The organism is Vibrio sp. R11-SG3-ISO3-SZ, assembly GCF_059834345.1.
Window position 1 is genome coordinate 25,510 of record NZ_JCBDGX010000185.1, and the last position, 20,476, is coordinate 45,985.

The 20,476-nt window shown below is 48.4% G+C and carries 15 protein-coding genes; 12 read left to right on the forward strand and 3 right to left on the reverse strand.

The annotated features are described in order from the left end of the window. Nucleotides 1-13: 13 nt before the first annotated feature. A complete protein-coding gene (locus AC6R1O_RS19245) occupies nucleotides 14-2,179 on the reverse strand; it encodes a heparinase II/III domain-containing protein (protein WP_500657647.1) in 2,166 nt (721 codons plus the stop codon). A 311-nt stretch (nucleotides 2,180-2,490) separates the two neighbouring features. Here AC6R1O_RS19245 and AC6R1O_RS19250 point away from each other — a divergent pair, with 311 nt between their 5' ends. The 11 genes from AC6R1O_RS19250 (at nucleotide 2,491) to AC6R1O_RS19300 (ending at nucleotide 17,514) form a co-directional block, all read left to right on the forward strand. Next, nucleotides 2,491-2,826, forward strand: coding sequence for a cupin domain-containing protein (locus AC6R1O_RS19250; RefSeq protein WP_334550598.1), 336 nt, complete (start codon nucleotides 2,491-2,493; stop codon nucleotides 2,824-2,826). 31 nt (nucleotides 2,827-2,857) lie between these two features. Then, nucleotides 2,858-3,790: a 2-dehydro-3-deoxygluconokinase gene (gene kdgK, locus AC6R1O_RS19255; RefSeq protein WP_500632444.1), complete on the forward strand. Its 933-nt coding sequence runs from the start codon at nucleotides 2,858-2,860 to the stop codon at nucleotides 3,788-3,790. Nucleotides 3,791-3,848: 58 nt separating this feature from the next. Further along, nucleotides 3,849-4,472: a bifunctional 4-hydroxy-2-oxoglutarate aldolase/2-dehydro-3-deoxy-phosphogluconate aldolase gene (locus tag AC6R1O_RS19260; protein WP_334550595.1), complete on the forward strand. Its 624-nt coding sequence runs from the start codon at nucleotides 3,849-3,851 to the stop codon at nucleotides 4,470-4,472. Between the two features lie 188 nt (nucleotides 4,473-4,660). Further along, the gene (locus AC6R1O_RS19265; protein ID WP_500637483.1) at nucleotides 4,661-6,742 is read left to right on the forward strand and encodes a DUF4962 domain-containing protein; all 2,082 of its coding nucleotides are present in this window, start codon (nucleotides 4,661-4,663) and stop codon (nucleotides 6,740-6,742) included. 293 nt (nucleotides 6,743-7,035) lie between these two features. Then, nucleotides 7,036-8,784 (forward strand): sodium:solute symporter family protein, encoded by a 1,749-nt coding sequence (locus AC6R1O_RS19270; protein WP_500631554.1) that lies wholly within the window; start codon nucleotides 7,036-7,038, stop codon nucleotides 8,782-8,784. A gap of 290 nt (nucleotides 8,785-9,074) precedes the next feature. After that, nucleotides 9,075-12,392, forward strand: a complete 3,318-nt coding sequence (locus AC6R1O_RS19275; RefSeq protein ID WP_500632442.1) for an MHYT domain-containing protein — start codon at nucleotides 9,075-9,077, stop codon at nucleotides 12,390-12,392. A 14-nt stretch (nucleotides 12,393-12,406) separates the two neighbouring features. Beyond that, nucleotides 12,407-13,432, forward strand: a complete 1,026-nt coding sequence (locus tag AC6R1O_RS19280) for an HD domain-containing phosphohydrolase (RefSeq protein WP_500632441.1) — start codon at nucleotides 12,407-12,409, stop codon at nucleotides 13,430-13,432. Nucleotides 13,433-13,625: 193 nt separating this feature from the next. Continuing rightward, nucleotides 13,626-14,603 (forward strand): isopenicillin N synthase family dioxygenase, encoded by a 978-nt coding sequence (locus AC6R1O_RS19285; RefSeq protein ID WP_500632440.1) that lies wholly within the window; start codon nucleotides 13,626-13,628, stop codon nucleotides 14,601-14,603. Between the two features lie 135 nt (nucleotides 14,604-14,738). Further along, nucleotides 14,739-14,978 (forward strand): hypothetical protein, encoded by a 240-nt coding sequence (locus AC6R1O_RS19290; RefSeq protein WP_487902401.1) that lies wholly within the window; start codon nucleotides 14,739-14,741, stop codon nucleotides 14,976-14,978. Between the two features lie 203 nt (nucleotides 14,979-15,181). After that, nucleotides 15,182-16,450, forward strand: a complete 1,269-nt coding sequence (locus AC6R1O_RS19295) for a GGDEF domain-containing protein (RefSeq protein WP_500632439.1) — start codon at nucleotides 15,182-15,184, stop codon at nucleotides 16,448-16,450. Nucleotides 16,451-16,593: 143 nt separating this feature from the next. Next, nucleotides 16,594-17,514 carry a dienelactone hydrolase family protein gene (locus tag AC6R1O_RS19300; RefSeq protein WP_500632438.1) on the forward strand — a complete coding sequence of 307 codons (921 nt, stop codon included), beginning with the start codon at nucleotides 16,594-16,596 and terminating at the stop codon, nucleotides 17,512-17,514. 66 nt (nucleotides 17,515-17,580) lie between these two features. Here AC6R1O_RS19300 and AC6R1O_RS19305 read toward each other — a convergent pair whose 3' ends face one another. Beyond that, nucleotides 17,581-19,062 carry a carboxypeptidase M32 gene (locus tag AC6R1O_RS19305; RefSeq protein WP_500632437.1) on the reverse strand — a complete coding sequence of 494 codons (1,482 nt, stop codon included), beginning with the start codon at nucleotides 19,060-19,062 and terminating at the stop codon, nucleotides 17,581-17,583. Nucleotides 19,063-19,267: 205 nt separating this feature from the next. On the opposite strand from AC6R1O_RS19305, the gene AC6R1O_RS19310 reads away from it, so the two are divergent. Further along, complete coding sequence (locus AC6R1O_RS19310; RefSeq protein ID WP_500628425.1) at nucleotides 19,268-19,909, forward strand: LysE family translocator; 642 nt, start codon at nucleotides 19,268-19,270, stop codon at nucleotides 19,907-19,909. Between the two features lie 111 nt (nucleotides 19,910-20,020). Here AC6R1O_RS19310 and AC6R1O_RS19315 read toward each other — a convergent pair. Next, nucleotides 20,021-20,476 (reverse strand): alanine:cation symporter family protein (locus tag AC6R1O_RS19315; protein WP_500657645.1); only part of this gene is annotated, 456 nt, incomplete at its 5' end.

The following is a 20,476-nucleotide window of genomic DNA, read 5'->3' on the forward strand; positions in this document are numbered from 1 at the left end:
TCCTGACCGATACTTAGTTATTTGGGGTGATGTCTAACGCGTAGGCACCGTTCCAGCTGTAAATGTTTGCATTCTCTGTGTCCGCCACTTGGTGCGGCGTATTCTCAGCCACGTGCTGCTGGTGGCTGACCATCAAGGTAATTTCATGGAGGCGGGTGCGGATCTGCACAACGCTCCCTGCATCGCTATTGGCAACCACTTGGATGGACTCCACTTGGCCTCGAGCATTGACCGACTGTTCAAATTCTTCATTAAAATAGCCGTGCGTTTCAAGCGCAGAGGCAAACACCGTCGACGGGCCTTCACTTCGAAGCAGAAAGGCGGGTTCGCTGCGCAAATTGAAACTAGGGTCATTGGCCCCTGTGCGTGTAAAGATTAGCTTGTTGCTCGGATTTGAACTCGCGCCAACCCAAGTGTAGTAGCTGTGGCCCTGAAGCCAACTGACCAATGCACAATCTGCGACTTCTCCTTCTGCCACGTTCCATAGGTGCTGATAACCGTGGCTATCGCCCAGTGGGCGCAGCTCTTGATGGGTGAAATACTCCACGTTGCTACGAATGATTTGACCTTGATATTGGTGTGTGTAGTCGTAACTGTGCAGCGTATTGGCTTGGTCCGGTTGGTTGTCGATGCGGTACAGGTCAATCAAGAGTGGCGCTTCTAGCTCGTCTAGGCTGAGTAAAAAGACACTGCGCTGCATGTCGCAACCATCCACATGCTCGTTGGCGAATGCGCTCATGCCCTTTAGTGTCTCTTGAGTCGCATCGAAAAAGTGTGGAGTCCCGCTGCGAGTGTCTGCGCGTTCGACGTCGAATTGGTTCTGGCACTTTTGATCAACGGTGACCAGATTATGAGCAACGGTTTGGCGAGCATACGATGAGTTTTCGGCTAAGTAGCGTCCACCAAACTTAGGTTCAATGTTGACCCAACGCGCAAAGCCATACTCACGTAGCACTTCTTGACCGCGATTGAATAGGGTGATGCCAAGGGTATCGAAATGGCCATGCCCCATGCCGTGCATGCCATAATTCATCACAAGTTGGGTTACATCGCCACTTGGATCTTGCATGCGGATAAAGCCTTGTGCACCTTGATCGCCATTTGGACCTTCACACAGTTCAACACTTGGCCAGTAGGGTAGACCAATCTCACGCTGCGCCTGAACCTCTTCAAAGGCATTAGAGAGTGCCAAACCGCAAGGATGCATCCAAACGCCTTGTTGAATTTTCGCCATGCCTAGAATGTTATCGTCCAAACCATAATGCGCACCATAGATGCTCACGGCGACCTGCACGCCGGCATCGTTGATGCTCATGCTTTGTGAGGCGTCATTCAGAGCAGGGAACACCCCATTGGGGTAAGCGGTCGCCAACAACGCTTGCACGGTTTTACCGACCACACCATCTTTATAGCGGTAAATATCGACCTCAGGTAGGTGTCGGTGGATGATCTCGGCAAACAGCACTAACGGTCGAATGGTAAAACGAGAGTAGTAAGGCCCTTCAAGGTAATAACCCGATGGGGAGAAGAGGTGCGATACTTGATCTAAAAATCCGCTCGTTGCGTTTCTATCGCGGCCATAGACGGCCATCTCCAAGTACTCAGGTTTATCAATCGCGACGGCGCAGGCACCGACAGCGGCGACTGCCCAGACACCATGATTATGAATATGGTCAAAACGGTGTGCATACTTCTCTGTACTCATTTCAATCATCGGCACAAAGAGGCGATCAATAATGCGCGTTCTTTGCGCTTCACTCATAGTGTGAGAAACACAGGAATAGGCAATGCTGGCAAACAGAAGCCAGCCATGTTCATTAAGGATCTGGTGGAACAATCGTCCAGTGGGGTTGGTATTCTTCTGAACTTGATAATCAAGCGTTAAATAGATATCCGCATAGCCATCGAGTAAATCACGAACAAACGCTGCATATCGCTCATCTTGTGTGACCAGAAACAAGCGTCCAGCAAGGTTTATGTATGTGTAGTTCTGTTTGTGGCGATTGTGTTCGTAGCCACCGGCTTCACCGTGACCGGGTACTTCGAGGGGTAAGCGCATAAACGCTTCAAGTTCACGACAGTGTTTGTCGATGGTCTTGCCCATTAAGGTGGGCTGACCCACTTCCTGGCGTAGGAGTGTCAGTTCATCTTGCGTGAATAAGAGCGCGTTCATCGTTATGTCCTCGTCACCTTTGGGTGTAGCAGAGAAATTATTTGTCACATAAAGTAATACAATATTGATTATTATGGTAGGGTAGAGAGGAAAAATGATGAGCGAAATCACTGAATTCGCATTGAGGACCTGAATTAACGGGCCAGAACACAGAGATTTACTCGACGTTTTCTTGTTCGATAATTGATGGTGAAATAGTTGAAACGTAGTTTCATTTTTGATTTGCGTCACACTTTTGGTTTGTATTGTATTACAATTAATCTCACTGAGGTATGATGTGAACAAACAGCACTACGCTAGATTTTAGGAGCAAAACGATGAATCCATTTTTTCTTTTAGACGATCACCCTTGGGAAGACATTGGCGGCGGGATTAAACGTAAAATTGTTGGCTATACTGACGACTTGATGGCGGTTCACCTTGAGTTTGATAAAGGCGCGATTGGTCACCCTCACGCTCACGAAATTCACGATCAAATCGGCTACGTAGTGAAAGGCAGTTTCGAAGCAGAAGTGGACGGCGTGAAAAAAGTACTGAAGCCAGGCGATGCGTACATCGCACCGAAACACTTTGTTCATGGCGCGGTTGCGCTCGAAGAAGGCAGTATCCTGCTAGACGTCTTTAACCCTGCACGTGAAGACTTCCTGAAGTAATTCATTGGCAGTTCAATTGCTAAGGTAAACAATGAAAATGATTAACGTTGCTATCATCGGCGAATGTATGGTTGAGCTTCAGAAGAAAGAAGGTGAACTAAAGCAATCATTCGGTGGTGACACACTAAACACCGCACTCTACCTCTCTCGCTTGACCAAAGGTCACGATGTGAACACCAGTTACATTACGGCGCTGGGTGAAGACTCGTTCAGTACTGAGATGCTACAGGTTTGGCAAGAAGAGGGGATCGATACGTCACACGTGATGCGAATTCACGGCAAAAACCCAGGTATGTACTACATCGAAACCGATGATACTGGCGAGCGTTACTTCCACTACTGGCGTAACGAAGCGGCAGCGAAGTTTATGTTCGAGCAGCCTGAGTCTAAAGCATTGATTGATGCGCTGTTTGGCTTTGACGCGGTTTACCTAAGCGGTATTACGCTCGCGATTTTGACCCCAGTGGGCCGTGAGACGTTGATCAACTTCCTAACGCAATACAAAGAGCGCGGCGGTCAAGTATTCTTCGATAACAACTACCGTCCTAAGCTATGGGCAGACCAAGCTGAAGCGATTGAGTGGTACTCGAAGATGCTGTCTCTGACCGACACTGCGTTGTTGACGTTTGAAGATGAGCAGGCATTGTACGGTGATGAACACCTTGAAGAGTGCATCAAGCGCACATCGGAAGCGGGCGTAAAAGAGATCATCATCAAACGTGGTGCGCAAGATTGCCTCGTCGTTGAAGGTGAAGAGGCGAACTACGTCGCGCCAAAACCGGTCAGCAACGTGGTTGACACCACAGCAGCAGGTGATTCATTCAGCGCCGGTTTCTTAGCGAAACGTCTGACGGGCGGTAACGCACAAGAAGCAGCATTCAACGGCCACTGCATGGCAGGACAAGTGATTCAGCACAAAGGTGCGATCATTCCTCGTGATGTAATGCCAGATTTACCTTTGTAATCGAATGAATAGTAAGCTCGCCTTTGTGCGAGCTTTATAACGAGAGAGTCTAAACATTATGACAACATTGAACGAAAAACTAGCAAGCCTGAAAGTGATCCCTGTTATCGCCATCAACAAAGTTGAGCACGCGATTCCTCTAGGTCGTGCGTTGGTAGAAAACGGCATGCCTTGCGCAGAGATCACGCTACGTACTGAATGTGCCATTGAAGCGATCCGCGTGATGCGTAAAGAGTTCCCGGACATGCTGATCGGTTCAGGTACCGTTCTAACGAACGAGCAAGTGGACGCGTCTATCGATGCGGGCGTTGATTTCATCGTTAGCCCAGGTTTTAACCCTCGTACCGTGCAATACTGCCTAGACAAAGGCGTGGCGATCGTTCCTGGCGTGAACAACCCAAGCCTTGTTGAGCAAGCGATGGAAATGGGTCTTCGTACGTTGAAGTTCTTCCCTGCTGAGCCTTCAGGCGGCGTGCCTATGCTAAAAGCATTGACAGCGGTTTACCCAGTTAACTTCATGCCAACGGGTGGCGTTAGCCTTAAGAATGTGGATGATTACCTATCTATCCCTTCTGTACTAGCGTGTGGCGGTACTTGGATGGTACCAACGAACCTGATGGACGAAGGTAAGTGGGACGAGCTAGGTGCACTAGTGAAGGCGGCGGTTGCGCACGTAAACTAAGCCGACACCAAATCGATGATGAAAGCGAGCCGTGTGCTCGCTTTTTTGCGTTTCTGAGCTGTCAATTTGTTTTAGGTCACGGAAATGACAAAAAAGCCCATTTTTCGCGTTTTAAGGTTTAATTGTCCTACAATAAGATTTATATTATTGCCCATACCCTTCAAACCCTCACTACAAAGAGAGTTAACATGAGCAACCAAAAATCTCTTGATGCGATCAGGAAGATGAAGCTGGAAAATGACACTTCAGCAGGTAACCTTGTCGATCTACTCCCAATCGAAGTACAAAAGCGCGATTTTGATTTGTCGTTCCTGGACAACCTAAGCGAAGCGCGTCCGCGTCTTCTTGTTCAATCTGCGGACCTAGACGCGTTTAAAGCCGCGGTACGCGCAGATGAATCTCACTGCATGTTCGATGACTTCTACAACAACTCAACGGTTAAGTTCCTAGATACCGCACCATTTGAAGAGCCTCAACCTTACCCAGAAGAGACGGTAGGCAAAGCTTCTCTATGGCGTCCTTACTGGCGTCAAATGTACGTTGATTGCCAAATGGCGCTTAACGCGACACGTAACCTTGCCATCGCTGGTATCGTGAAAGAAGACGAAGAGCTCATCGCCAAAGCAAAAGCTTGGACTCTAAAGCTCTCGACTTACGATCCAGAAGGCGTCACTTCTCGTGGTTACAACGACGAAGCCGCTTTCCGTGTAATCGCAGCCATGGCTTGGGGTTACGACTGGCTACACGCTTACTTCACTGATGAAGAGCGTCAGCAAGTTCAAGATGCACTAATCGAGCGTCTTGACGAAATCATGCACCACCTACGCGTGACAGTTGATCTACTGAACAACCCTCTAAACAGCCACGGTGTACGTTCAATCTCTTCTGCTATTATCCCAACGTGTATCGCGCTTTACCACGATCACCCGAAAGCAGGCGAGTACATCGCATACGCTCTGGAATACTACGCAGTACACTACCCACCTTGGGGCGGTGAAGACGGCGGTTGGGCTGAAGGTCCTGACTACTGGAACACGCAAACTGCATTCCTAGGCGAAGCATTCGACCTATTGAAAGCCTACTGTGGCGTAGATATGTTCAACAAGACATTCTACGAAAACACTGGTGACTTCCCACTATACTGTATGCCTGTTCACTCTAAGCGCGCGAGCTTCTGTGACCAGTCATCAATTGGTGACTTCCCAGGTCTAAAACTGGCTTACAACATCAAGCACTACGCAGGTGTTAACCAGAAGCCTGAATACGTTTGGTACTACAACCAGCTTAAAGGCCGTGATACTGAAGCTCACACGAAATTCTACAACTTCGGTTGGTGGGACTTCGGCTACGACGACCTACGCTTCAACATCCTTTGGGATGCGCCAGAAGAGAAAGCACCGTCAAACGATCCACTGTTGAAAGTATTCCCAATCACAGGTTGGGCGGCATTCCACAACAAGATGACTGAGCGTGATAACCACATCCACATGGTCTTCAAGTGTTCACCATTTGGCTCTATCTCTCACTCACACGGTGACCAAAACGCGTTCACTCTGCACGCATTCGGTGAAACGCTAGCTGCTATCACTGGCTACTACGGTGGTTTCGGTGTAGACATGCACACTAAATGGCGTCGTCAAACCTTCTCTAAGAACCTTCCTCTATTCGGTGGTAAAGGTCAGTACGGTGAGAACAAGAACACCGGCTTTGACGGTCACCAAGATCGTTTCTGTATTGAAGCGGGCGGTAACATCACTGACTTCGATACTGAATCTGAAATCAAGATGGTTGAAGGTGATGCGACAGCATCTTACAAATACTTCGTTCCAGAAATCGAGTCTTACAAGCGTAAGATCTGGTTTGTGAAGGGTAAAGTATTCGTAATGCAAGACAAGGCTGCTCTTTCTGAAGAGAAAGACATGACTTGGCTAATGCACACAACATTCGCGAATGAAGTGGCTGACAAGTCATTCACTATCCGTGGCGAAGTAGCGCACCTAGACGTGAACTTCATCAACGAGTCTGCTGACAACATTGAATCTGTTAAGAACGTTGAAGGCTTCGGCGAAGTTGACCCATACGAGTACCAAGATCTTGAAATTCACCGTCACGTTGAAGTGCAGTTCAAACCATCAAAACAGCACAACATCCTAACGCTTCTTGTGCCAAACAAGAACGCCGGTGAGCAAGTGGAAGTCTCTCATAAGCTAGAAGGGCAGTCGCTGATTCTTACCGTTGATGGTGAGACTGTTGAAATCTCGCTGTCTTAGTATAGTGTGTAAGTAGTAAAAAAAACCCAGCGTAAGCTGGGTTTTTTATTTTTAATTGTATGACTTTTTGGAGTGTCGTTGTCGGGAGTACTCGAAGTAGTACCTTTGTATCATTCTTCGCTATGTATCTGTGCTCTGCATCTTGTTTATGTATGAAACTAAATATTCGCTTGCAAATAAAGTGTGCGATCAAATCTGTTTTAGATCACACAAAAGGCATATTGTAGTACAAATGGATTTATGTTCGGGTATGCTTGTCACAAGCTAATGTTATTAATTTTAAGGCTGAAAAAATGACCATTGATACTCTTGTTGTTCTTGCCTATTTCTTCTTTTTAGTCGCGATTGGGTGGATGTTCCGTAAGTTCACCACCTCAACCAGCGACTACTTTCGAGGGGGCGGTAAGATGTTATGGTGGATGGTAGGAGCTACCGCCTTCATGACGCAGTTTTCAGCATGGACGTTCACAGGAGCCGCAGGACGCGCGTTCAGCGACGGTTTCGTCGTTGTTATCCTATTCCTTGCCAACGCGTTTGGCTATTTCATGAACTACATCTATTTTGCGCCAAAGTTCCGTCAACTTCGTGTTGTTACGGCAATTGAAGCCATTCGTCAGCGCTTCGGTAAGACGTCAGAGCAGTTCTTCACATGGGCAGGTATGCCAGATAGCTTAATTTCAGCAGGTATTTGGCTGAATGGTCTTGCTATCTTCGTAGCCGCTGTCTTCAACATCCCGATGGAAGCCACGATCGTTGTGACGGGTCTGGTTCTCATGCTGATGGCGGTGACAGGCGGCTCTTGGGCGGTCGTAGCCTCTGACTTCATGCAGATGCTCGTTATCATGGCGGTAACCATTACCTGTGCGGTAGCGGCATACTTCCACGGTGGTGGTCTAACGAACATCGTGTCTAACTTCGAAGGCGACTTCTTTGTTGGTAACAACCTAAACTACATGAGCATCTTTGTGCTTTGGGTGGTATTCATCTTCATCAAGCAGTTTGGTGTAATGAACAACAGTATCAATGCATACCGCTACCTATGTGCAAAAGACAGTGACAACGCTCGCAAAGCAGCAGGTCTTGCTTGTGTACTTATGATTGTTGGTCCACTGATTTGGTTCCTACCTTCTTGGTACGTAGCGGCGTTCATGCCGGACTTCGCTGACCAATACGGTAGCGTAGGTGGCGATGCAGCTTACCTAGCATTCGTACAAAACGTAATGCCTGCAGGTATGGTGGGTCTACTAATGTCAGCAATGTTTGCGGCGACCATGTCTTCAATGGACTCAGGTCTGAACCGTAACGCGGGTATCTTCGTGATGAACTTCTACAGCCCAATTATGCGCCCTCATGCGTCTCAGAAAGAGTTGGTTGTGGTAAGTAAAGTGACCACTATTGTGATGGGCTTTGTCATCATCGGCATTGGTCTGTTTATCAACTCACTTCGTCACCTAAGCCTATTTGACATCGTACTTAACGTGGGCGCTCTGATCGGATTCCCAATGTTGATCCCAGTACTACTGGGTATGTGGGTTCGCAAGACGCCAGACTGGGCTGGTTGGGCAACGCTAGTGGTCGGTGGCTTCGTCTCTTACTACTTTGGTATCTCGCTAAAAGCAGAACATATCGAGAACTGGTTCGGTATGGAACAAGCATTGACTGGTCGTGAATGGGCGGACTTGAAAGTGGCACTGAGCCTTGCGGCGCACGTAGTGTTCACTGGTGGCTTCTTCTTAGCGACAACCTTGGTGTACAAAGGACGTTCGCCAGAGCGTGAAGCGGAAGTAGAAAAACTGTTCGAAAACTGGAATACGCCTGTGGTGGCTAACTCAGAAGAACAGCAGAACCTCGATACTAAGCAACGTGGCATGCTGGGCAAACTGATCAGTGTTGCTGGTCTAGGTATTCTTGCGATGGCATTGATTCCAAATGAATTCACTGGACGCCTTCTCTTCATCTTGTGTGGCACCATGGTTCTGACCGTTGGTGTGCTCTTGGTCAACGCATCGCGCGCGCCACAGCAGCAGTTTGTCAGCGAATAGCTCTTAAATTTGACCTTTTGGTCATCAAAAAGCCGCAGAATTCTGCGGCTTTTTTGCGTTTTAGGGGGAGTGTAAAGATCGGAAAATAAACAAAAGTGATTGAAATAGCTGTCAAGTTTTTAGATCAGCGAGATTCCACTAATAATTAAGGGTTATAAATGCCTACACATTTATTAATACAAATAGTACCTTATGCATCCAATAGTTGATAAAAATATCATTACAAAAAGTGGGTGATTTCCCTCATGCTCGATAGGTTATTCATAACAGAAGTTGGCTCATATACGTTGATGACAGGAACCTACGTTCCTTGGTTGGTTGTTGTCTCCATCTTTCTTGCGATGATGGCGTCATTCTTTGCACTGAGACTCGCCGCTGCCGCTCGTCACATCGTTACGCCATCACATAAGCAGGTGGCGTTGATTTCTGGTGCTTTCATTATGGCGGGGGGGATTTGGAGTATGCACTTTGTCGGCATGCTCGCCTTTCAGATGCCTCATCACATGAGTTATGACACCTTACTCACATTGATATCGCTTCTTCCTGCGGTGTTAGCCAGTTATTTGGTACTGCGATCGTTGATCAACCAGCGTGATTCTTATCGGCTTATTCTGCGCAATGGTGTGGTGGTAGGCGCGGGTATTGGTGCCATGCACTATATCGGAATGGAAGCCATGGAAATGGGGGCCATGCTGCGCTATGACCCGTATTGGTTTGGTCTGTCGATTGTTGTCGCGGTCGGATTGGCCATCGTCGCACTCTCTGCGCGCCGCTTACTTAAGCATCATTTCCCTACCATGCGTTCATTTCATATCAACTTGGTTAGCGCTGCGATCATGGGATGCGCCATTTCAGGTATGCATTACACCGGCATGGAAGCGGCGCGCTTCATTATGCTCGAACCTCATTCTATGATGATGGCCCCGCAGGATTTACACGAACAGTCTTTTATCGCCATCGCCGTTTCCATTGCGACTTTGCTTATTTCCACCTTAGCGGTGAACGTCAGTTCACAGCTGCGCTACCGACAGTTATTAACCGAGAAAACTGCCAGCGAATCTCGATTGCAAGCAATCCTCGATACCGCGACGGACGGGGTGATTACCATCGATGCGAAAGGCGTCATTCAAGGTGTGAACTTTGCCGCAAGCCGAATTTTCGGTTGGCAAGAGCATGAATTGCTCGGGCAAAACATTTCCAAATTAATGCCAGCCCCCCACAAGCAGGCACACGATGGTTATTTGGCTAATTACCTCAGAACGGGCGAGAACAAAATCATTGGTGCGCCGCGCGAAGTTTATGCACAGCACAAAAAGGGCCATCAATTTCCAGTGCGCCTTGGTGTAGGGAAAGTCCACCTAGCGCATGGTGATACATTATTTGTGGGCTTTATCGCGGACATTTCTGAACGTAAAGCGATGGAAGTCAAGCTGCGTGATAGCCAAGAGCGATTAACCTCTTTGATGCGTAATATCCCCGGCGCGGCTTTTCGACGCTGTTTTGACCCAAAATGGAGTCCGATTTTCCTCAGTGATGCCATCGTGGAGCTCTGTGGCTATCGATCGGAGGAGTTCCTTGAAGGAAACATAAGCTTAGCTTCACTGATTGTTGAAGAGGACGAGCAATCGGTGCGTGACACGATCGCCGCCTTGCCCAGCAACAAGCAAACCTATGCTGTCGAATATCAGTTGATTGATAAAGCCGGTCAACCCGTATGGGTGCTTGAAAACGGCATGGTAGTGCGCGATGAAGACGGCACCATATTGTGGATTGATGGTGTGATGATCAACATCACCAATCGCAAAGAGATGGAGTCTGAACTGTTAAATGCGAAACGCATTGCCGAAGAAGCGGTCGAAACCAAAGCTGCATTCTTGGCTAATATGAGTCACGAAATCCGCACGCCCATGAACGCGATCATCGGTTTTACCAATATTTTGCTCGAATCACCAATGGGTAGCGAGGATAGACGTCACCTGGAAACCATATCCAACGCGTCTCGCTCTTTGCTTCATCTTCTCAATGATATTCTCGACAGCGCTAAGTTGGAAAAAAGCAAGCTCGAAGTCGAACCTGTGGTGTTTCATCTTGCGGATTGTGTCGATGGCGTCATCTCTACGTTATGGCTTAATGCGAAAAACAAAGGCATTGAGCTCAACCTACATATTGATGATCGCGTGCCAGCTATTGTCTTCGGCGCAGAAGACCGCATCCGCCAAGTACTGATGAATTTAGTGGGTAATGGCATCAAGTTTACCGAAGAGGGGAGCGTCACGCTTAACATCGCGCCCACTGAGCTGAGCGATGTGATGCGTTTTAGCGTGATTGATACCGGTATCGGCATTGCGCCTGACCGGGTTGAGGCGATTTTTGATCCTTTTACGCAAGCCGATGCTTCCATGAGCCGTCGTTTCGGTGGTACGGGGTTAGGGACCAGTATTTCCAAGCAGTTGGTTGAACTAATGGGTGGAGAGATTCATGCCACCAGTGAACTCGGAAAAGGAAGCTGCTTCTACTTCGAACTGCCCCTGCCCAAAAGTGAACGGCTGCCGCGCGCGGACGTTCACTCGCAAGTGAAGCTGCCAAGCCAGCGAGTGTTAGTCTGTGACGATATTGAACAAAACGTGACGCTGCTTTCTCTGCTTCTTGAACGAGCGGGTCATCAAGTATGGGTCGCGCGCGATGGTGTTGAAGCGGTCCAGCAATACCAAACGCACGAGATTGATTTGATATTGATGGACTTACAAATGCCGCGCCTCGATGGCCTACAAGCCAGCCGTCAGATTCGTCAATGGGAACGCGAGCAAGACAAACCCCCTGTCGCGATTATTGCTCTGACTGCCAGTGTCTTGACCGAAGACAAACGCCAAGCGCAAGAAGCGGGAATGAACGGCTTTGCCAATAAGCCGGTTGATTTTAACCGTTTGAGCGCAGAAATGGCGCGCGTGTTAAAGGTTGAATCACAGGTCAGTATCCCATCGTCGCCCGCAGAGCCGTCTGGCAAAGAGAGCCGTGATCAGGCGATGATTCATTGGCAGAAAGCGCTGACACTTTGGGTGGATGAGGCGCTCTACTTAGCGGAGCTTGGCAAGATGCTGGACAAGCATGAGGGGCTTCCGAGTGCCTTGGCGCAGTCACTGCAAAACCAAGACTGGCGGGCTGTGCGTTCGCAAGCCCATGCACTCAAAGGCGTGTGTGGCAACTTGGCTTTAATGGCGCTGCACCAACTCTTTGCCCAGATAGAGCACGCCGCTATACAGCAAGATCACGCGAAGGCGCTGCCATTGATTGGCGATCTGTCGCTATGTTGGCATAAGGTCAAGCAGGAGCTCGATAGTCGCATTGCACTGAGTCAAACCGATACCCAAGTTAAAGAAATAACGCTCGATGACGCGTTGCATGCCGATGAGATTGAGCGTCTATTAACAGAGTGGCGAGCGGCGACCCACAGTGGCGAGTTGCGTGAGGATATTGGTGAAACCCTTCGCAGTCGCGCGCCAGACAAACTGCAAAAGCCGATCATCGATGCCATGAACGCGATCGACGAGTTTGAATTTTCCAAAGCCAGCGAGCATATCGACTTGGCGTTAACCTACCTAGCTGAATAAGGAACGCTGTGACGATGACAACATTAACGCCAGAGCCCCTCACACGTCATAACCCAGTGATGCGTTCGGTGCCAAGATTATTGGTCGTGGACGATGAACCCGCGAACTTGAAAGTGATGAAACAAGTACTGCACAGCGATTATAGGCTCTCCTTTGCTCGCAGTGCCAAAGACGCATTAAGTTTGCTCGAGCAAGAGAAGTTTGACCTTATTTTGCTTGATGTGATGATGCCTGAGATGACAGGGTTTGAGCTTTGTCAGCAACTGAAAGCGAACCCCGATACGGCAATGATACCGATCATTTTTGTCACCGCGCTCAGTGACAGCATTGATGAGGAGACCGGTTTTAACCTCGGCGGAGTCGATTACATTGTTAAGCCTATTGTCCCTGCCATTGTGCGTGCTCGAGTTAAAACGCAGTTATCTATGGTCAAAATTGATGTACTCAAAGCGACGCAAATTGACTTAATTCAGCGCTTAGGCCGCGCCGCTGAATACCGAGACAATGAGACCGGGATGCATGTACTGCGCATGAGTCATTATGTGAAAACTCTGGCGCTTGCGATCGGTTTTGATGAAGAAGCGGCAGACGAACTGCGCATGGCGGCATCGATGCACGACATTGGAAAAATCGCGATTCCAGATCGTATTTTGCTCAAGCCGGGTCGATTGGAACCAGAAGAGTTTTCGTTGATGCAGACGCATGTGGAAGCAGGGGTACGAATCTTGGAAAACCCGCGCTCTCCGCTTATCGCCCTCGCTCAAAGTATTGCGCTTAACCACCATGAAAAATGGGATGGAACCGGATACCCTCAGGGATTAAGCGGTGAAGCGATTCCGATCGAAGGACGCCTAGCGGCAATTGCGGATGTGTTTGATGCCCTGACCAGTGAACGCCCATACAAGAAAGCTTGGCCGGTCAGTGATGCTGTTGCCCTAATTCAAGAGCAAGCCGGAAAACATTTTGATCCACAATTGGTGCCCGTATTTATGGACCAGTTACCGAATATTCTGGAGATTAAAGAGCGATTCATCGATTGATGTCGGCTCGCTATATGTTTCCTCACTTTGGTGCAAACACAATCCTATTCGGCAGTTTGTGGGGCAAATATCATTTGGTTTCTCTTTCGCTTTAGTTTAAGCGATTGATAATATTGGATAAATAAAAGTTGGCTTGTTGGTCAGCTTTTTGCTCACTCCTTGCAGAGTCAATGACACACTGCAAGGAGCATTCATGTCACTTCCTATTATCGATATTTCTCCGCTCAATTCTGATGATCGCCGCGACTGGGGCCCAGTTATTGATCAGATTGATCAAGCCTGCCGAGAGCTCGGCTTTTTTTATGTAGTAGGACATGGTATTCCTCAAACTCAATTTAATCAGATTGAACACTATGCACGCTCTCTGTTTTCCCTACCGCAAGAGGAGAAACAAGCGATATCGATTGAGCACAGTATGAATCACCGTGGTTGGGGGCGTTTGAGCGCCGAGAAACTCGATCCACTCGGTGAGTTGGATTGCAAAGAGTCGTTTGATATGGCGCTTGACCTTTCACCCTATCATTCGCAAGTTGCGCGTTGTCCAAAGCTCTATGGCCCCAACCAATACCCCTCGATTGAAGGCTTTACCCAGGCGATGAATCAGCATTACAGCCTTACGTTAGATGTCGGCCTTAAGTTACTGAAAGCGATGGCAATTGCACTGAATGAGCCAGAAGATTTCTTTACCCAATATTTTACGTTAACTATCTCTGTGTTGCGTATGTTGCACTACCCAAGTCAAGAACCTTCAACCAACACGGTGGGAAATGGGGCGGGAGCCCACACGGATTACGGCTGTATCACATTACTCTACCAAGATGCGAGCGGCGGCTTACAGGTGCTGAATAAGCAAAATCAATGGATAGACGCCACGCCCGTCGAGGGAAGCTATGTCGTGAATATTGGCGATTTAATGCAGCGCTGGACGAATGATATTTATCGCTCCACTAAGCATCGAGTCGCGAGTCCGAGCAACGGTAAGACGCGTTTTTCCATGCCATTTTTCGTCGAGCCAGATTTTGATACCCCAGTCACGACGCTAAAATCCTGCCTAGCTGAAAAACAAGGGCAGGGTGGCTACCCTTTGATCACGGCTGGGGATTGGATTTTGTCACGCTTTGCGGATACCTATGAGTACCGACGTGAAGGGACACTCAGCACAGAACGTTGACTTTGATCTGGAATTTTTAACTTTCTATTGGTTTAAATTTAATTGTAACAATCAGAGACTACGCTTTCTGCAAAATTTAACACTGCCAACGAGCAGTGACTAACAACGTCAATCCGAAAAATATAAGAAACCGTTATGCCAAGAACACCACACCCAGCCGACATGGAAATCATCAAGTTGCTTCAGCAGCAAGGTTGTATCAAGAGTGAAGCGATGCAACGCCTCAAACGCGAGGTGTATCAACTTCAACCTGAAGAGATTTCTAAGGTGAAAAATTACGCCGATCATTTTGGTCTCCGTGCGAAAGAGCAGCTTATTGATGAAATCCTAGAGTTGCGCCGTGATGAGCTACTGACTCAGTTGGCGGAGGCGTAAGCCTAGGAGCCGAGGTTTGGCGATTGCAGTGGTGGACGTTGTACAGCATAAATGTGAAACCTGTCTCAAATGTGACGTCACGTTGAAATATGCCAAAAAGTGATTGAAAAGATGAATATTTCTTGAGTGTAGAGGTAGCGATTGCTAGGTTTGGACTTAGCGTTTTCATACAGGGACATCCTGGGTCTTAAAAGGAAGGCATCGTGCTACTTACCTCATTGCCTATGTTTATCGCATCAAGCATCAGTTTAGTGCTGAGCTTCTTTTTTGTGATGCTGTATAACCGGCTTCAATCTCGTTACGAGGAAAATGTTCATTACTATCGAATATTTTCCTTAACCGCTTTAGCTAGCGGACTGTTCCTTGGTGCGTTTGGCATTATGCTGAACGTTAGCGACAGCCTGGTTCTGCTGAATATTTTTAACCGAGTCGCCATCGTGACTTCAATGTTTACGATTGTACTCGGTCTGCATTTTTACATCGCTTTCTTTGACTATAAGGCTCCGACCCCATTGAAGATTGCCTACGCGATATGTGGTCTGTTTTCATTGATGGCTGTGGTTCCGAGTCCATACTTTCTGGACAACCAATTTTACGTGACATCCAGTTACTACACCGGACTAGTGTTTGGTCCTCTGTTTGAGCTTTGGGGTGCGTGGATATTACTGCTGGCGATGTATTGTATGATCGTTCTATTTCGTGTTTACCTAAGGCAAAGGGCTAAGCGACAAGAGGACGATTTGCGCACATTGAGAATGTTGTTGGCCGCCAGTGCGATTTGGATGTGCACTGGCGTCAGTGATACGCTGACCGCGATAGAAGTGCTCGATATGCCACCCTTGACTTGGATAGGCTCGTTTCTGCTGACTTGCTGTATTACGTGGATATTGGTCCTCCATATCGACGAGTTATACAGTGAGCGTCAAGAGCTTAGCACCCGTCTGATGTTTGACCATCTAACACAAGCGTATTCGCGTAGTTATTTTGAAATTCGTTTGGCTGATGAAGTTTCACGCAGTCGACGGGCGAGCGACCATCGTTTTTATCTCTGTATCTTTGATATCGATGATTTCAAGGCGATCAATGATCATTATGGGCATACGAGTGGTGATGGGCTACTTAAGGACATCGCCCGTATTACTCGATATACGATCAGACCGACAGACTGTTTTGCGCGTTTTGGAGGTGATGAGTTCGTGATACTGCTGTCTGGTTTATCAAATGACGAAGAAGCCGTGGCCATTGTCGAGAGAATTCGCCAACGTATTGCTCAGACGGAATTTGGGCAAGATGGGGGGCGCTTTCACGCTTCCTGCTCGTTTGGGATTGTCAGTAGCGTGGGTCCGCAGTTGCATTCAGAGGATTTGCTCAATGACTTGCTCACCTATGCTGATGAAGCCTTATACCAGTCTAAGTTCCAAGGTAAAAACGTGACGAGCTTGGCTGCGATACCAGTCGCGTCTACTGTGTAAATTTATGTAAATAACACTCGTTTTTGTCCAATCGCGACTATCTTACTTCTTGAACGATCGTTTCAAATGACGAACGTTATCAAATAACTATTGCTTCAAGTAACTATCGCTTCAAGTAATAACAGTCAATGAGGAAGATAAGGATGTCAAACATCATCGGTGAAAAGGTCACAGCGCCTATGGCGCCTAAAGCAATTCCGCAAGAAGCATTTGATTGGTACGACGAATACGCACATGGATTGATAGACAGACGAGAATTCATGAGACGTCTCTCTGGTCTTGTCGCATTAGGCTTTACGATGTCAGTCTTAACGTCAGCACTGACACCGAACTATGCACTGGCAGAGCAGGTGTCGTTTAACGATCCCGCAATCAAAGCCAGCTACGTCAAGTTTGATTCACCGAATGGTCACGGTGAAGGGCAAGGGTATTTGGTCGTGCCACGAGAGTTGGTAGGCACCGCGCCTGTCGTACTGGTTGTGCATGAAAACCGTGGGCTTAACCCTTACATTGAAGACGTCGCGCGAAGATTAGCCGCGAAAGGTTTTATCGCCTTTGCCCCCGATGCACTCTATCCGTTGGGCGGTTATCCAGGAAATGACGATGAAGGCCGCGCGATGCAAAAGAGTCTAGATAGAGAGAAGATTGAAGCGGACTTCCTAGCCGCTGCGAGCTTTTTGAAATCGCATGAGCTAAGTAACGGAAAATTAGGGGCGGTCGGTTTTTGTTTTGGCGGCTACATAGTCAATATGCTGGCTGCGACCATTCCTGAGCAGTTGGATGCAGGGGTGCCTTTTTATGGTACACCTGCAGCGGAATCTTTGATCCCGAAGGTGAAAGGGCCGTTGATGATTCAGTTCGCGGGTCTTGATGAGCGTGTCAACGCCACTTGGCCGGAGTACGAGAAAGCGCTTAAGGCCAATGGGGCGAACTATCAAGCCTACGTTTACGAGGGCGTGAATCACGGATTTCACAATGACTCCACCGGACGTTACGCCGAAAAAGAGGCCGAGCTTGCTTGGCAGCGAACATTGGAATTTTTTGAGCAACATCTTAAAGCGTAAAGAGCACACAAAAACGCCGTCACAGGGTAAACCCTGTGACGGCGTTTCATTTTACGTGAGTACTATCTACAGGTATCGACTTCTCAGGTGATTTTGGAAGAACTGAGCGTTCAACACTTCGCTTGTTGCCGATTTAACCAGCTCATCGGTTGTCAGTAAGCTGCCCTTGCTCCAGATGTTATCGCCCAGCCAAGCAAAAATAGGCGTGAGATCACCAGAGTGAATAGCTTCATCCACATCCACGGTTTTCTTCATCGCTGCCATAAACTGCGCCGCGTACATGGCCCCTAAGGTGTATGATGGGAAGTAGCCGAAGGCGCCATCCGTCCAGTGAATGTCTTGCATGCAGCCATTTTTGAAATTACCGGCGGTAGAGAGACCGAGATACTGGCGCATTTTGGTGTCCCAGAGCTCGGGAACATCTTGGTGGGAAATATCACCATTGATCAAATCACGCTCGATCTCATAGCGTAAAATGACGTGAGCCGGATAGGTGAGCTCGTCGGCATCAACACGGATAAAGTCTTTTTTGACGCGAGTATAAAGCTTTTGAAAGTTCGCTTGACTAAAAAGCGACGTATCGTGTCCGGAGAAGTGTTGGGTGGCAAGTCGCGATAGATGGGCAATAAACGCATCACTGCGGCCCACTTGCATTTCGAAAAACAGTGATTGAGACTCATGAATACCCATTGAGCGAGCTTCGCCTGACGGCAATCCTGCTAGTGCTTTGGGTAAACCTTGCTCATAACGGGCGTGGCCTGTCTCGTGAACGATGCCCATGAGCGATTGTACAAATTCGTTTTCATCGTAGCGGGTGGTAATTCGCACATCTTGCGGTACGCCACCACAAAAAGGGTGGACGCTCTCATCCAATCGGCCATGATCGAAATCGAATTGCAGTAGTTTCATCACATCCAGCCCGAGCGCTTTTTGTTGCTCGGTGGGAAAATGGCCTGTTGGGGTGAGGTAGTGCTCAGAAGACTGCTTTTCGATCACCTCATCGATCAAGGCAGGTAGCCAGCTTTTTACGTCGGCAAACAGCGTATCGAGTGACGCTGACGTGGTGTCCGGCTCGTAAATGTCGAGCATCGCATCATACGGTGTCGATCCGTTGGCATCGGCACGAATTTGCGCCTCTTCTTTCGAAAGTTTAACGACTTCTGCCCAGTTTTTCTCAAACCCGATCCAGTCGTTTTGGCCACGCTGGGTACGCCAAGCGTGTTCACATTTCGAGCCCGCTAGGGATTTGGCTTGTACCAGTGCTTCAGGCAGCAAATTGGCTTGTTGCCACTGGCGTTTAAGCTCTCGCAGTGTGGCGCTCTCTTCAACGCTGAGCGTTTCTGTTTCTGCTTCGGCAAACCAATCCGCGAGCTGTGGCTGGGTATGCAATTGATGAATATGCACGGATAGCTCGGCCATTGCCTCTGAGCGAGCTTGATTCCCTCCGCTCGGCATCACTGCCGCTTGGTCCCATCCACAGATGGCCGCTAAGTGATTAAAACGAGAAATTTTTTGGGAATGCTGTTTGAGTTTGTCGAATGCGCTCATGACCACACCTTAGGTGACTGGGAAAACCAAAATCTTAACAACCTCCTCAGGATTGACCAAGGGGTTTGCGTTCAATAATTGCAGCAAGAAGCATAATCATTGCCTATTTTGACGGCCTTGCTATAAGATGGCGATCTTTCCTGAGATGACCTGGTTATATCTCGCGCTGACTGGAGCCTTTGCTCCCCAATAATAAGGACCTGCAATGATCAACAATATGGAAGCGTTTTTGGTCGCCATCACCATTTTGACGTTAACCCCCGGACTCGATACTGCGCTTGTGATTCGTAACTCGTCGCGTGGCGGCTTTTCCGATGGTGTATTAACCAGTTTGGGGATTTGCTCGGGCTTGTTTGTCCATGCCACCTTTTCTGCGATTGGTATCTCGGCGGTCTTGGCGCAATCGGCTGAGCTATTTAGTGCGGTGAAAATGGTCGGCGCGGCCTATTTGATTTGGCTAGGTGTAATGTCCATTAAGGGGCTGTTCAATGGCCAATTGGATGCGGGGATCGCGGTGCAAACGGTGGCGCACACCAAAGCCACGGCGTGGCGCTCACTGCGAGAAGGCTTCTTGTCGAACGTGCTGAACCCTAAAACGGCGGTGTTTTATCTGGCGTTTTTACCTCAGTTCATCAATCCAGAGGGTTCTGCGTTTGTGCAGTCATGTGTGATGGCTGCGATCCATTTTGTGATTGCGATGGTATGGCAGTGTGGACTGGCGGGCGTGCTGACTCGGGCTAAATCTCTGCTTCGCAGTGCGCGTTTTAATCGCTGGATGGAAGGGACCACCGGCGCGGTTCTTATTGCGCTTGGTGTTAAACTGATGATTGAAAAACCGCAGATTTAAAGAGAGTTTAATCTATACACAATGTATTAGAAATCACAGTGGATTAGAAATGAAAAAGCCCGCGCTTGCTAGAGCGCGGGCTTTTTGATCACGTCACCTTACACGGTCGTCTTACGCGGTGGTTTTGGCACTGCTACCCACCGACAGCGCAGCAAAGTACAGTTTAGTCTCTTCGACCACAATGTGGCGCAACGCAATCAAGCCGATAAGGTTAGGAATGGCCATGAGTCCGTTGACGATGTCGGCGATGATCCAAATCATATCGAGGTGAAGGAACGCACCAGAAGCGACCAGAGCGACAAAGATGACTTTGTAAGGCAGTACAGCCTTAGTACCTAGTAAGAACACAACGCAACGTTCGCCGTAGTAGTTCCAGCCCAAAATAGTCGTAAAGGCGAAGAAAATCAGGCCAATGGAGACGAGCAATGGACCTAGCGTGTCGGCGTTAAGTCCGACGGCAAAGGCGTGAGTGGTCATGGCCGCACCAGCAAAATCACTTTGCCATGCGCCAGTCAGGATCAAGGCAAGGCCCGTCATAGTACAGATGATGATGGTGTCAAAGAAGGT

Coding starts and splice junctions, on each gene's coding strand:
- AC6R1O_RS19250 (WP_334550598.1), top strand. CDS start 2,491: ATGAATCCATTTTTTCTTTTAGACGATCACCCTTGGGAAGACATTGGC.
- kdgK (WP_500632444.1), top strand. CDS start 2,858: ATGAAAATGATTAACGTTGCTATCATCGGCGAATGTATGGTTGAGCTT.
- AC6R1O_RS19260 (WP_334550595.1), top strand. CDS start 3,849: ATGACAACATTGAACGAAAAACTAGCAAGCCTGAAAGTGATCCCTGTT.
- AC6R1O_RS19265 (WP_500637483.1), top strand. CDS start 4,661: ATGAGCAACCAAAAATCTCTTGATGCGATCAGGAAGATGAAGCTGGAA.
- AC6R1O_RS19270 (WP_500631554.1), top strand. CDS start 7,036: ATGACCATTGATACTCTTGTTGTTCTTGCCTATTTCTTCTTTTTAGTC.
- AC6R1O_RS19275 (WP_500632442.1), top strand. CDS start 9,075: ATGACAGGAACCTACGTTCCTTGGTTGGTTGTTGTCTCCATCTTTCTT.
- AC6R1O_RS19280 (WP_500632441.1), top strand. CDS start 12,407: ATGACAACATTAACGCCAGAGCCCCTCACACGTCATAACCCAGTGATG.
- AC6R1O_RS19285 (WP_500632440.1), top strand. CDS start 13,626: ATGTCACTTCCTATTATCGATATTTCTCCGCTCAATTCTGATGATCGC.
- AC6R1O_RS19290 (WP_487902401.1), top strand. CDS start 14,739: ATGCCAAGAACACCACACCCAGCCGACATGGAAATCATCAAGTTGCTT.
- AC6R1O_RS19300 (WP_500632438.1), top strand. CDS start 16,594: ATGTCAAACATCATCGGTGAAAAGGTCACAGCGCCTATGGCGCCTAAA.
- AC6R1O_RS19305 (WP_500632437.1), bottom strand. CDS start 19,062: ATGAGCGCATTCGACAAACTCAAACAGCATTCCCAAAAAATTTCTCGT.
- AC6R1O_RS19310 (WP_500628425.1), top strand. CDS start 19,268: ATGATCAACAATATGGAAGCGTTTTTGGTCGCCATCACCATTTTGACG.